The organism is Autumnicola psychrophila (assembly GCF_031846645.1).
Lineage (GTDB): Bacteria > Bacteroidota > Bacteroidia > Flavobacteriales > Flavobacteriaceae > Autumnicola > Autumnicola psychrophila.
Genome location: NZ_JAVRHN010000011.1, coordinates 95,680 through 108,199, shown reverse-complemented (window position 1 = coordinate 108,199; position 12,520 = coordinate 95,680). Strand labels below are relative to the sequence as shown.

The 12,520-nt window shown below is 38.4% G+C and carries 11 protein-coding genes; 7 read left to right on the top strand and 4 right to left on the bottom strand.

What is annotated here, in order from left to right; all coding sequences use genetic code 11:
- Positions 1-6: 6 nt before the first annotated feature.
- The 7 genes from RM541_RS14245 to RM541_RS14215 all read left to right on the top strand — a co-directional run bounded on the left by RM541_RS14245 (position 7) and on the right by RM541_RS14215 (position 7,264).
- Complete coding sequence (locus tag RM541_RS14245; protein WP_311500805.1) at positions 7-912, top strand: geranylgeranylglycerol-phosphate geranylgeranyltransferase; 906 nt, start codon at positions 7-9, stop codon at positions 910-912.
- A gap of 100 nt (positions 913-1,012) precedes the next feature.
- Positions 1,013-1,864, top strand: coding sequence for a pseudouridine synthase (locus tag RM541_RS14240; RefSeq protein ID WP_311500804.1), 852 nt, complete (start codon positions 1,013-1,015; stop codon positions 1,862-1,864).
- Between the two features lie 643 nt (positions 1,865-2,507).
- Positions 2,508-3,911, top strand: a complete 1,404-nt coding sequence (locus RM541_RS14235; RefSeq protein WP_311500803.1) for an arginine decarboxylase — start codon at positions 2,508-2,510, stop codon at positions 3,909-3,911.
- A gap of 60 nt (positions 3,912-3,971) precedes the next feature.
- Positions 3,972-4,847 carry an agmatinase gene (speB, locus tag RM541_RS14230; protein WP_311500802.1) on the top strand — a complete coding sequence of 292 codons (876 nt, stop codon included), beginning with the start codon at positions 3,972-3,974 and terminating at the stop codon, positions 4,845-4,847.
- A complete protein-coding gene (locus RM541_RS14225) occupies positions 4,840-5,811 on the top strand; it encodes a deoxyhypusine synthase family protein (RefSeq protein WP_311500828.1) in 972 nt (323 codons plus the stop codon). The genes speB and RM541_RS14225 overlap by 8 nt, the downstream gene beginning before the upstream one ends.
- 103 nt (positions 5,812-5,914) lie before the next feature.
- Positions 5,915-6,511, top strand: coding sequence for a hypothetical protein (locus tag RM541_RS14220; protein ID WP_311500801.1), 597 nt, complete (start codon positions 5,915-5,917; stop codon positions 6,509-6,511).
- Positions 6,512-6,628: 117 nt separating this feature from the next.
- Positions 6,629-7,264 carry a lipid-A-disaccharide synthase N-terminal domain-containing protein gene (locus RM541_RS14215; protein ID WP_311500800.1) on the top strand — a complete coding sequence of 212 codons (636 nt, stop codon included), beginning with the start codon at positions 6,629-6,631 and terminating at the stop codon, positions 7,262-7,264.
- Here RM541_RS14215 and mptB read toward each other — a convergent pair.
- The 4 genes from mptB to RM541_RS14195 form a co-directional block, all read right to left on the bottom strand.
- Positions 7,254-8,639 carry a polyprenol phosphomannose-dependent alpha 1,6 mannosyltransferase MptB gene (gene mptB / locus RM541_RS14210; RefSeq protein ID WP_311500799.1) on the bottom strand — a complete coding sequence of 462 codons (1,386 nt, stop codon included), beginning with the start codon at positions 8,637-8,639 and terminating at the stop codon, positions 7,254-7,256. The two genes, RM541_RS14215 and mptB, sit on opposite strands and share 11 nt — an antisense overlap.
- Before the next feature lie 44 nt (positions 8,640-8,683).
- On the bottom strand, positions 8,684-10,153 hold the full coding sequence (locus RM541_RS14205) for a cellulose synthase family protein (protein WP_311500798.1): 1,470 nt from the start codon (positions 10,151-10,153) through the stop codon (positions 8,684-8,686).
- Positions 10,153-10,845, bottom strand: coding sequence for a glycosyltransferase family 2 protein (locus RM541_RS14200; protein WP_311500797.1), 693 nt, complete (start codon positions 10,843-10,845; stop codon positions 10,153-10,155). The genes RM541_RS14205 and RM541_RS14200 overlap by 1 nt, the downstream gene beginning before the upstream one ends.
- Before the next feature lie 76 nt (positions 10,846-10,921).
- Positions 10,922-12,508, bottom strand: coding sequence for a 4Fe-4S binding protein (locus RM541_RS14195; RefSeq protein ID WP_311500796.1), 1,587 nt, complete (start codon positions 12,506-12,508; stop codon positions 10,922-10,924).
- Positions 12,509-12,520 lie beyond the last annotated feature (12 nt).

Sequence of the window (12,520 nt, the reverse complement as noted above, 5' to 3'; positions counted from 1 at the left end):
AGTTACATGGCGGCCTTAATGAACAAACGCTTTTTATTGAAGCTACTAAGTTTGTTCTCCGTAGTTCGCGGTTACAACATTTTAATTGTTGTTATTGCCCAATACCTTACTTCAGCATTTATACTTGCACCAGAGCTTCCTTTGCGGGAAATCTTTTTTGATGATAATTTATTTTTTTTGATACTTTCCACGGCAACGGTTATTGCTTCTGGTTATATCATCAATAATTTTTATGACAGTGAAAAAGATCTTATAAATCGTCCTAAGAAGACGATGTTAGATCGCGTTGTGAGTCAGCGTACAAAGCTTTCGGTTTATTTTATTCTGAATTTTGCGGCCATTTTCTTTGCCAGTTACGTGTCTTTTAGGGCAGTGGTTTTCTTTTCACTATATATTTTTGTGATCTGGTTTTATTCCCACCGTCTCAAGAAGATTTTGTTTGTGGGAAATCTGGTAGCTTCCATTCTTTCTATTACGCCGTTTTTCGCCATTTTCATCTATTACAAAAATTTTGAAACTGTCATTTTTATTCACGCTACTTTTCTTTATTTAATGATTGTAATGCGGGAATTGGTTAAAGATCTGGAAAATATGCCGGGTGATATGGCTCAGAATTATCGTACTATTCCTTTAGTGTACGGTGAAAAGTGGAGTAAATTTTTCCTGGCAATCCTTACGTTTCTTGCCCTAATTCCCATTATGCTATTAACCACGACGTTTGAAACCGGTTATATGGATTATTATTTCTATGTTTCTTGTCTTTTTTTGATCCTGTTTTTGCTGTTTCTCTACTTCAGTAAAGCGAAATGGCAATATTTATTATTGCATAACATTCTTAAACTTATTATTGTAGCCGGTGTTTTCAGTATTCTTTTAATAGATATGGACGAGGTACTTAACCGTGTATTCTAAAATTTCTTCGGAAGAGATATAGGATCCTTTGCGTTTAAAAATTTTAACAATAACTTAGTTAACTCACAATCTAACCAGTATCTTTGCAAAAAATATCAGTATGAGCAGGAACGATAAATCTTCAGGAGGAAAAATGAGCGGAAGGCAAGGTGGTGGAGAACGAAAAAAATCTTATTCCAGGGGAAATGCTCCCGTTAAGAAAAATACAGAAGCTAAAGAAAAGTCGAAATCTTCTTCAGCTTCTGATGGAATTCGTCTGAATAAATATATTGCTAATGCCGGAGTCTGCTCAAGACGGGATGCCGATATTTATATTTCTTCGGGAAATGTGACGGTAAATGGAAAAACCGTAACAGAAATGGGTTATAAGGTTCAGCTGAATGATGATGTGAAGTTTGACGGCCGCAGTTTAAACCCTGAAAAACCTGAATACTTTCTACTGAATAAACCAAAAGGCTTTTTTACTACTGGAAGCGTGGTGAAAGGAGGGCGTACCGTAATGGATATTATGGGTAAGGCTTCAAAATCCAAACTTGATCCTGTAGGAAAACTGGATACGCAGGCCATGGGGCTTTTGTTATTCACCAACGACGGCACATTGGCTAAAAGCCTTGCAAAACCAAAGAACGGAATCAGGCAGATTTATCATTTAGAACTAAATAAAGTCCTTAGCCAGGAAGACCTGGAGAAAATAAGGGAAGGTGTTTTTGTAGATAGGACCAAACTTATCGTTCAGGATGTGAGTTATGTCACCGACAGACCCAAGAATGAAGTTGGCCTGGAAATTAAAAGTATAAAGCCACATATTGTTCAGAAGTTATTTAAAACCCTTGGCTACGAAATTGTGAAAATGGACAGGGTGGTATACGGCGGACTTACTAAAAAGGATCTACCAAGAGGACACTATCGTTCTCTTACACAGCAGGAGTTAATAAATCTGAAAAATCTTTAAAGGAACTTCTGTAGGACGAAAATTGCCATTTTGAAGGGTTCATTTAAATTTTGAATTTTATATTCTAAATTGTTTTGATCCTAAAAAGGACAATTTTGTCACTCGAATTCTGAGTTTTCTTTCAGAAAAGGCTGGAGTTGGGTTTAAAAAGGTGCTTGTCTCTTATAGCCTATAAAATGCATCAACTCCCTGATTTAATGCGTTATTTCTTATCAAAAGTTGGCACTTATTAGAGGTCATTTACATTTCAAAATTCAGAATTTAGATTTTTTCACTCCAGAAAATAACAGAGGTCGATAATTGCCATTTTTCAGTTATGGCTCTCTGGATACTGCTACAGAAAATTATTATAATGATTAGCGGTAAAAATTTACGCTCTTATAATAAATTACTTTTTATACATTTGCATCAGTTTTATTTCAACAAAAAAGCTAAAACTACTGATGACCTATATTTTAAAGGGTTGAATAAGATTCTTTTTCATCCCGAAAAAATACATTCCACGTATTGCAGCCGGTTTCCCGTAGAGGGGAAGCTACGACTACTGTTCCCTCAGTTTTTCTTAACAATAATTTATAAATCAAATTTCCTGATAGTATAAATTAATACCTAATTTCTCTCTTTTAAAAATTAAATCAAACCATTGAATACTAAGTATAGCGATCTCATAGACCAAACCTATTATTTCCCGCAAGAGGAATTTAAATTAGAAGAAAATAGCCTCCATTTTCACAATATCGATCTCATGGAACTTGTGGAGAAATATGGTGCACCCTTAAAATTCACTTATTTACCCAAAATTTCTGAAAATATTGGTCGTGCGAAAGGCTGGTTTAAAGCAGCGATAGAAAAACACGATTATAAAGGGAAATATAATTATTGCTATTGTACTAAAAGCTCACATTTTGAGCATGTATTAAACGAAGCACTTAAAAATGATATTCATATCGAGACCTCTTCGGCCTTTGATATTAATATAGTGGAGAATCTGAAGGCTTCCGGAAAGATCACCGATGACACTTATGTAATCTGTAATGGATTTAAGAGGGATCAATATATTTCAAATATTTCCGAATTAATTAATGGCGGCCATAAGAACTGCATCCCGATAATTGACAATTATGAGGAGATAGATCTTTTGTCAGAAAATATAAATGGTGATTTTGAAGTAGGGATAAGAATCGCTTCAGAGGAAGAGCCTAAGTTTGAATTTTATACTTCCCGTCTCGGGATTGGATATAAAAATATTGTTCCGTTTTATAATCAGAAAATTAAGGACAACGATGAAGTGAATCTTAAAATGCTTCACTTTTTCATAAACACCGGGATTCGGGATACAGCATATTATTGGAATGAACTTAATAAATGTTTAAAAGTTTACACCAGCCTTAAAAAGGTATGCCCAAGTTTGGATAGCCTTAATATTGGCGGCGGATTTCCTATAAAAAACTCTCTGGCATTTGATTATGATTACGCCTATATGGTAGATGAAATTATTAATCAGATCAAACTTGCCTGTGAAGAGGCAGATGTGGATGTTCCGCATATTTTTACAGAATTCGGAAGTTTTACTGTAGGTGAAAGTGGCGGTGCGATTTATGAAATTTTATACCAGAAACAACAGAATGACCGTGAAAAATGGAATATGATAAATTCTTCATTTATCACCACACTTCCTGATACCTGGGCAATTAGTAAGAAATTTGTGATGCTTGCAGTTAATCGCTGGAACGAAGAATACGAACGCGTTCTTCTTGGCGGATTAACCTGCGATAGTGACGATTATTACAATTCTGAACAGAATACCAATGCGATTTACCTTCCGAAGTTTAGGAGGGACAAACCGCTTTACATAGGATTTTTTAATACAGGTGCCTACCAGGAAACAATAGGCGGCTTTGGAGGCTTGCAACATTGCCTTATTCCGCAGCCTAAACATATTCTTATAGATAGAGATGAAGAAGGCACAATTACCACCGAAGTTTTCAGTAAACAACAAAATGTGGAAGATATGCTGAATATATTGGGTTATGCATCAGGCAATTGAATTTAAAATTTATAAATTAGTTCTCATAAAATTTCAGTTTAAAACAATCAACAATTAACGATGAGCAAAAAGAATTACGCAGGCATACCAGATAAATATGCTCGTATAGACGACGCAAAAGTGGTATTAATTCCTGTTCCTTATGATGGGACCAGTACCTGGCAAAAAGGAGCAGATAAAGGTCCTGATGCATTTTTGGAAGCTTCAGAGAACATGGAGCTTTATGATATTGAAACCCGCAGTGAGGTGTATAAGAAAGGAGTTTACCTTGCTCCCCCGGTGACAGAAGATTCTTCTCCCGAGAAAATGGTTGAGGCGGTTTACAAAACCACTAAAAACTACATTAAACAGGACAAATTTGTAACCCTTTTTGGAGGGGAGCATTCTATTTCTATAGGCTCTATTCGTGCTTTTAATGAGGCTTTTGAAGAATTAACCGTTGTACAGTTTGATGCTCATGCAGATCTTCGCCCGGAGTATGAAGGGTCTAAATGCAATCATGCCTGCGCGGTTCACGAAGCCAGTAAAACTACAAACCTTGTGCAGATAGGAATCCGCTCTATGGACATTTCTGAAACTGACCACATGGACGAGAATCAGGTTTATTTTGCTCATGATTTATATGAAGACTGGCAGGAGGATGCTATTGGACAAATGACGCCAAACGTTTTTATCACAATAGATTTGGATGCTTTCGATCCATCTATTCTCCCTTCTACGGGAACTCCGGAGCCGGGAGGATTGTTTTGGTACGAAACGCTGGAATTCCTGAAAACCATGTTCAAAAAGAAAAATGTTGTAGGCTTTGATATTGTAGAGTTAAACCCGAATAAAAGTGATAAATCTTCAGATTTCCTTGCGGCCAAACTTTACTATAAGATGTTGAGCTACAAATTTAAATATGCAAATTTTAACGAAGAAGACGAAGATGAGTAAAGGAGCGATCTCCCAATTTATAGAAAAATATTATTTACATTTTAATTCCGCAGCGCTTGTAGATGCGGCCAAAGATTACGAAAAGCAGCTGGAAAAAGGCTCCAAAATGCTGGTTTCACTGGCAGGAGCAATGAGTACGGCAGAGCTGGGTAAGATTTTTGCTGAAATGATCCGTCAGGACAAGGTGCAAATCGTTTCCTGTACGGGAGCCAACCTGGAAGAGGATGTAATGAACCTTGTGGCGCATTCACATTATAAGCGAGTGCCAAATTACCGGGATCTTACGCCAAAAGAGGAGTGGGAACTTTTGGAAAAAGGGCTAAATCGTGTAACCGATACCTGTATTCCTGAAGAAGAAGCTTTCCGTAGAATTCAGCAGCATATTGTAAAAATATGGAAAGATGCCGAAGAAAAGGGAGAACGTTATTTTCCGCATGAATTCGTTTACAAATTAGTGCTTTCAGGAGTTTTGGAAGAATATTACGAAATCGATCTAAAGGATTCCTGGATATATGCTGCTGCAGAAAAAAATCTGCCTATGGTTGTTCCTGGTTGGGAAGACAGTACTTTAGGGAATATCTTCGCTTCCTATTGCTTAAAAGGAGAACTGAAGCCTTCTACCATGAAATCTGGGATTGAGTATATGACTTTCCTTGCCGACTGGTATACAGATAATTCCAAGGATGGAATTGGATTCTTCCAGATTGGTGGTGGTATCGCCGGGGATTTTCCAATATGTGTGGTGCCAATGCTTTATCAGGATATGGAAAGAACAGATACTCCTTTCTGGAGTTATTTCTGCCAGATTTCAGACTCCACGACCAGTTATGGATCATATTCCGGAGCTGTTCCAAACGAGAAAATTACATGGGGAAAATTGGATATCGATACTCCAAAACATATTATAGAAAGTGATGCTACCATTGTAGCGCCACTGGTTTTTGCATATTTACTGGATATGTAGATTTGCTTATAAACAAACCGGGGGTCTAAAAGGCACAATATCGTCCTGCTGAAGATTTGAGCCAGATGAATAATTCCTTTTAGACTCTTTTTTATTTGTTGAAATGAAGAAATTGTTAAATCATGTCTGTTTAGTCCTTTTGCTTTTTCTTACTTCCTGCCATATTCCTTCCTATACTTTTGATCCACGATCTACCAGGTCTGCTATAAAATTTGAAGAAGGCAAATATCTTCTGAATGACATTAAGGCTCCGGAAAGTATCAGGGGAAAGCTTGAAGTAATGGTCACAGAAGAAATTTCGCAGTATCTGCAGGATGAAATCACATTAGTAAGGAATGCAAGGGGAGTCTTTATTCCTTTTACTATTTCAGAAAATCCAGATGCAGAATTTCTTGAACGTTTAAAAACAGGAACATCTGGTTATGACTATTTGATAAATGTTAAGACAGATATCCTTAGTGAAGATATTAGTGACATAGAAGTGGGAAATATTCAGAATTCAGAAGAAAATCTGGTAAGCGTATCTTTGGAAATATTCGACTTGCAGTCCGCTCAAAGTATATATTTTCAGAAAGTTACAGGACATCTTTCTGCCAGGGACGACAGTAAGGATTTCTCGTTTGCCAAAGGATCAAAAAGCATGATCGTGAAAAGCCTTAAGAAAATCCTGAAAAGGATCGAAAAGCGGCATATCCTGTAATGCTCAACTTGCCGCTATTAACAGAGATTTACCAAAAATTACCATAGAACAATTATCTTATTGTCTGATATTGTGCAAACAATTGCCGTCCCTCAATTGTTGAATAATATAATGAATATGAGTAACTGGATCATTTTTTCAATTGGATTTGTAGCCCAATTGCTGTTTTCTGCAAGGCTTATAATGCAATGGTTTCTTTCTGAAAAGGCAAAAAAGGTAGAAACCCCCGTTGTATTCTGGAAACTCAGTTTGTTGGCTTCTGTTCTGCTTTTTACGTATGGATATTTGCGTGAAGACCTGGCAATTATGATGGGGCAGTTCCTGATCTACGGAGTCTATTGGAGAAATTTGGACATTCAGGGCGAGTGGAAGAACAGGAACATCTTCTTTAAAGCATTTGTAGTAGTCTTACCTATTTTAATTCTCACTTATATTCTATTCTTCGGAAAACTAAACTGGGGGGATTTAGTAAAAGGAGAGCATCTTGCGCCCTGGCTCATAGCTCTGGGGATATTTGGGCAATTGGTATACACCGCCCGCTTTTTTTATCAATGGTATTATGCTGAAAAAACCCAGGAATCTTGCCTGCCGCAGGGATTTTGGGTGTTGAGTTTAATAGGTTCTTCTCTTCTGCTTACCTATGGAATATTCCGGTATGATCCGGTTTTAATTTCTGCACATTTTTTTGGAGGTTTGATTTATATGCGGGATATATATCTTTCCCGGAATACTGAAGTTGAGGTTAAGCCGTAAATTTTTTTCTCTGAAAAACCTCCCAAATAAGAACAGAAAAAACCACCAGGTACTCCAGCGCTACCAGCCATAAATTTTCCTGAAATTCCGGATTACTGTAGGCTGAATAACTCAAAATTACAACAAGCGTCCAAACCAGTATGTACCGATAATTGCCAAATATTGATAGGAGCAGTGGCGTGGCAAGATACCAGGGATGAATGGTCGTACTTAGAAAAAAATAGAAGGAAATGCCCAACATCATAGATGCTATCAGAATTTGGGAATTCTCATTTCTTCGGAAGAAGGCGAAATGGATTAAAATTGCGGTAGTAATTACCGGAAGTATTATTCCGGCATAGCGAATAACATTGAAGCCGGCAAGCTCAAACCCTATCCAGCGGAGCACGTAAAAAACACTTGCATTATATTCAAATTTCTGAAACCACAGACCAATGCTCTGGAAAAAATTCTGAAAAAATTCTGAAGATAAAAAAGGAAGAAAAGTAACTGCTGCTGTAGCAATGGTAATAAGGTAGAATCCGCTGAGTTTCTTAAAATCAATTTTCTCAAAAAAAGAGCTATTTATTCTGTCAATTTCGCGCTCAGGTTTTTTGAAATACCTTAGAAATAGCGGAAGAAAAAGCAGGGGCAAAAGTTTTATTGAAATGGAAATTCCGAGTAAAACAGCACTGGGAATCCATTTTCTAAGATGCAGGAGATAAAGTGACCAGATAAGGAAAAACAGCATTATACCTTCAAAATGTAAATTACCGGTAAGTTCTATAATAATAAACGGATTCAGGATATACCAGAAGATCCTGTGCGCCGGCAACTTTAGGTATAATAATAATTTTCTTCCGAAGTAAAGTATACCGAGATCTGCAGCGATTATAAAGCTGCGCATCGCAATAACAGAACCTGGAATACTCTCTCCGGAAAGCCAGGACGAGGCAGCAAAAAGTAGTTGATTAACCGGAGGATAACTAGTGTAATTTCCGGCACTAAGGCTGCCCATTCCATTGATCAACTTTTGTCGTATTTCTGTGCCTCCCGCAAATGTTTTCAGTAACTCATAAGGGGTGTTCAGATACGGGTTTATACCTTCAGCAACTGAATTGCCATCCCAGATAAAGCGGTAGAAATCCTGGGATAAATTTGGAAAAGCTACTAAAAAAATAAGCCGAAAAACTATAGCGGCGATGGCCAGGAACAAGAAATTACGCTTTTCAAGCTGAATAAGTTTAAAACTGACAGCAAAAAGTGCTGCGTAAAGAGTGATTAGTTTTATAAAATCTGTTCGCTCCAGGTCATAGCTAAATGCAAAATAGAAAGCAATTCCAGATAGAAGGAGCAGGAGTGAAAACTTATGGTATTTTAGAAATTGCAGGTCCATCTGGTTTTTTTCCAGACCTCACAGGGCTCCAAAACCTGTGCGGTCTATGGAATTTGTATCGATTTAAAAACCACGAATCCAAAGCCGGCAAACAGCATTAAATGAAAGATTAGCAGGCTAAAATCATTTAGTGCAAAAGCGCTGTAAATAGCAAAACCGAAATAAAGGAAAAGCAGGAATTCGATAATAATATTGGCTGAAAATTTTTTACTGATGTATTTATTGCTTTGCCGGGTGCCTTTCAGCGAATCGAGGTTAAATTTAGGTGTTCTAATAAAGTCCGACTTCTTGCCAAAATGGCCTTCCAGAACCGCGAGGGAATTGTGAACTGAGAATCCCATTGCGACCGAAAAAAATGTGAAAAACATTCCGATAAAGCGAAAGAAGCTTCTAATGCCTTTTCCGTGAATTCTGGAATATGCGATATAGTAACAGAAGAAGAAGATAATCGTACTTATTGCAAAAAAAGCGACTACATTAAAGTACCAGCTAAATTGCGGGTTGTTATTTTTTATAAAAAGAACAGGTACACTTAAAACCCCAAGCAAAAGAACGTTAAGGAACATACTGGAATTTAATAAATGAAAAAATGCGTGGAACTTCGTTCTTCCCGGAATGGTTGAACTTCTAAAAATTTTCCAGTAATTTTTCCTGAAATTCTCTGCGCCGCCTTTATTCCATCGAAATTGCTGGGATTTTGCGGCGCTCATCACCACGGGGAGTTCGGCGGGAGTTTCCACGTTTTCAAGATATTTGAATTTCCAGTTTTTAAGCTGTGCCCGGTAACTCAAATCCAGGTCTTCAGTTAGCGTATCGCCGCTCCAGTTTCCGGCTTCCAGAATGCATTGCTTTCTCCAGATTCCCGCAGTCCCGTTGAAGTTTATAAAATGTTTTCCGAAGTTTCTGCCGGTTTGCTCAAGGATAAAATGAAAGTCGAGGGCAAAAGCCTGTATTTTGGTAAGCAGTGAATAATTGCGGTTTAAATGACCCCAGCGGGTTTGAACTACCCCAATTTCAGGGTTTTTAAAGTGCGGAACAGTTTTCAAAAGCCAGTCTTTCTTCGGCATAAAATCTGAATCAAAAATTGCTATAAATTCGCCTTTTGCAATTTCCAGTCCCTCTTTTAAAGCACCGGCTTTAAATCCTGTACGATTTGTTCGGGTAATGTGCTTAATGTCGAGTCCGTTTTTTTGAAGTTTTCGAATAATTTCAGCGGTTTTTGCTAAAGATTCATCAGTAGAATCATCCAGAACCTGGATTTCAAATTTTTCTGAAGGATATTCAATTTCAGCTATATTTTTCAGCAGGCGTTCTACCACGTACAGTTCATTGTAAAGAGGAAGTTGAATGGTCACAAAGGGAATCTCTTCGGAATTAGAAAAATCAAATTTCTCTGAAGTGTCAACGGCTTTTTTCGCTTTTAAGTAATTCAGCAATAACTGAAGCTGCGAAATGCTGTAAAAAAAAATGAGCAGCAGTGCCAGTGTATAAAGTATGATAATTACCAAATCCATTACTTAAAACTATATTTAAAAATCCAGCTCAGGATTTTTACTCCTGCAAAGATAGCACCTTTCACGGTGCCAGAAACTTTTGAGATGCCAATGCGGTTTTTGTAATGCACAGGAACTTCCTTGTAAGAAAGATTTTGTCGGAGAACTTTTAGCTGCATTTCTATTGTCCAGCCATAAGTTTTGTCCTGCATCTTCAGCGCCAGCAGTTTTTCATATTTTATAGCCCGGAAAGGCCCGAGATCTGTAAATTTTGCATTAAAAAAGAGCTTCATTAAAGAGGTCGCAAGCCAGTTCCCGAAGATTTGCGGAAAGGTCATCGCACCTTTTTCACGCCACTTTTTGACTCGGGCACCAATAACGAAATCTATATCTTCTTCTATAATGAGATCCACAAGATTTGCCAATTCTGAAGGATAATCACTGTAATCACCATCTAAAAAAACCACAATATCGGGTTTGGTGCCTTGGGTTGACAAATATTCTATGCCCTTCAGGCAGGCATAGCCGTAACCTTTCCTTTTTTCTGATAAAACAGTCGCTCCGGCAGCTTCAGCGTTCTCTCTTGTGGCATCTGTGGAGTTATTGCTCACGACAACTATCTCATCTACGATTTTTGGAACCTCGGCAACTACTTTTCCTATAGAGGCTTCTTCGTTGTAAGCAGGAATAATAACTTTAATCAGGTGAGGCATCAAAAATGGCAATTTTCGGCATTATATATAAAAGGAGACCCTAAATTTTCAGCAAATAAAAGGTTTTGCCTGCAAATTATTTGCTTTTTTGGTTAATCAAATCCATCAGGTCAACATCATTTCCTAGAAGAACTTCTTCAGAATTAATTCTGCCTTCCTGAGGTCCGTTTTCAAGCTTTAATACTCCGCGTGGACAAACTGCAGAGCAAATTCCGCAGCCTACACAGCTGGAACGAACAATATTCTCTCCCTTTTGCGCATAAGCCCTTACATCTATACCCATTTCGCAATACGTGGAGCAATTTCCGCAGGAAATACACTGCCCGCCGTTGGTGGTAATCCTAAAACGGGAAAACAACCGCTGCTGCATTCCTAAAATTGCCGCCATTGGGCAGCCAAACCGACACCAGACCCGGTTTCCGAAAATTGGATAAAATCCCACCCCAATAACTCCTGAAAATGCAGCACCAATTAAAAACCCGTACCATTGCCGCAGTTGTCCGCCATGAAAAAAGAAGATATTGCTGTTCCCGCTAAAGTAATTGATGCTGATAATTGCCAAAATCACCACCAGGAATCCTACAGCAGCATATTTGGCATCTTTAGCCAGTTGATCTCTCTTAAAGATCATAATAAGTGCGAACAGAAGCGTTAAGAAACCAGCCGAGCCCCAGAGAAAAACATCCCTGGAAAGCCATGTTTCTGAAGGGTTTTCACTTAAAAAACTATACACCACCGCAATGGTCATCACAACAACAAACACGAGGACACTGTGGATGATCCAACGTTCAAATTTCCACGATCCCAGGGATTTATCGGAAAGGTGACGGTAAGGATCACCGGCTGTTTCTGCGAGACCGCCACAGCCGCAAACCCACGAACAATACCAGCGTTTGCCATATTTATAAGTTAGGATTGGAGTAATGATAAACACGAAAACTATCCCAAAAACGAGCATAATCATTCCGACATTTCCTGCGGAAAAAAATCCTTCCAGCTTATAATCTGCAAAAAGATCGTAGTTCAACGGCCAGATATTTACCGGATTAAAGTACGGCTGATTTAACCGCATAAGGATTTCCGGAATTAAAAATGCAAACCCAAGCTGAAAGAACATTACGGAAAATGTACGCAGTACTTCGTAGCGGTTGTGGCGGTATTTCAAGATAAATTTGTAGCCAAAAGCGAGAATCGCAAGGGTGTAAAGTGTCCCATAAACAAACCACTGACTTGCGGGTTGGCCGCTTATCAACCTGCTTAGTGGGTCGAACAGCGCGATAATACCGGTATTTTCTCCATCAGGATTCAGTCCCAGGTATTGCGGAAACCAGTAAAGGACGATGTAAAAAATTGTTAGTCCCAGCCCCAGAATCCAGGCCCAGAGTCCTCGCGAGGTGAGCGATTTAAACCATAGTCCGTCGTTTTTTATTCCGGCCTGTTTTCCCAGATAAGCATCATTGGCAAAAATGATCGTGCCGATAGCAATAAGGCCTATTGCCAGACTAAGGAATAAAGTTTTATTCGGGAAATTGACATTAAAGACCGCCAGTAGGAGAATAAATAAGCCGGTAAAACCTATTCCCGTAGCCACTTTTTGGGTGGTGGAAATCGTTTCCGGTGGTTCTCCCGTAAGAGACATATTGTGATGGATTTTGTCGCTCATTGTGTTATTAAT

Coding starts and splice junctions, on each gene's coding strand:
- RM541_RS14245 (WP_311500805.1), top strand. CDS start 7: ATGGCGGCCTTAATGAACAAACGCTTTTTATTGAAGCTACTAAGTTTG.
- RM541_RS14240 (WP_311500804.1), top strand. CDS start 1,013: ATGAGCAGGAACGATAAATCTTCAGGAGGAAAAATGAGCGGAAGGCAA.
- speB (WP_311500802.1), top strand. CDS start 3,972: ATGAGCAAAAAGAATTACGCAGGCATACCAGATAAATATGCTCGTATA.
- RM541_RS14225 (WP_311500828.1), top strand. CDS start 4,840: ATGAGTAAAGGAGCGATCTCCCAATTTATAGAAAAATATTATTTACAT.
- RM541_RS14220 (WP_311500801.1), top strand. CDS start 5,915: ATGAAGAAATTGTTAAATCATGTCTGTTTAGTCCTTTTGCTTTTTCTT.
- RM541_RS14215 (WP_311500800.1), top strand. CDS start 6,629: ATGAGTAACTGGATCATTTTTTCAATTGGATTTGTAGCCCAATTGCTG.
- mptB (WP_311500799.1), bottom strand. CDS start 8,639: ATGGACCTGCAATTTCTAAAATACCATAAGTTTTCACTCCTGCTCCTT.
- RM541_RS14205 (WP_311500798.1), bottom strand. CDS start 10,153: ATGGATTTGGTAATTATCATACTTTATACACTGGCACTGCTGCTCATT.
- RM541_RS14200 (WP_311500797.1), bottom strand. CDS start 10,845: ATGCCTCACCTGATTAAAGTTATTATTCCTGCTTACAACGAAGAAGCC.
- RM541_RS14195 (WP_311500796.1), bottom strand. CDS start 12,508: ATGAGCGACAAAATCCATCACAATATGTCTCTTACGGGAGAACCACCG.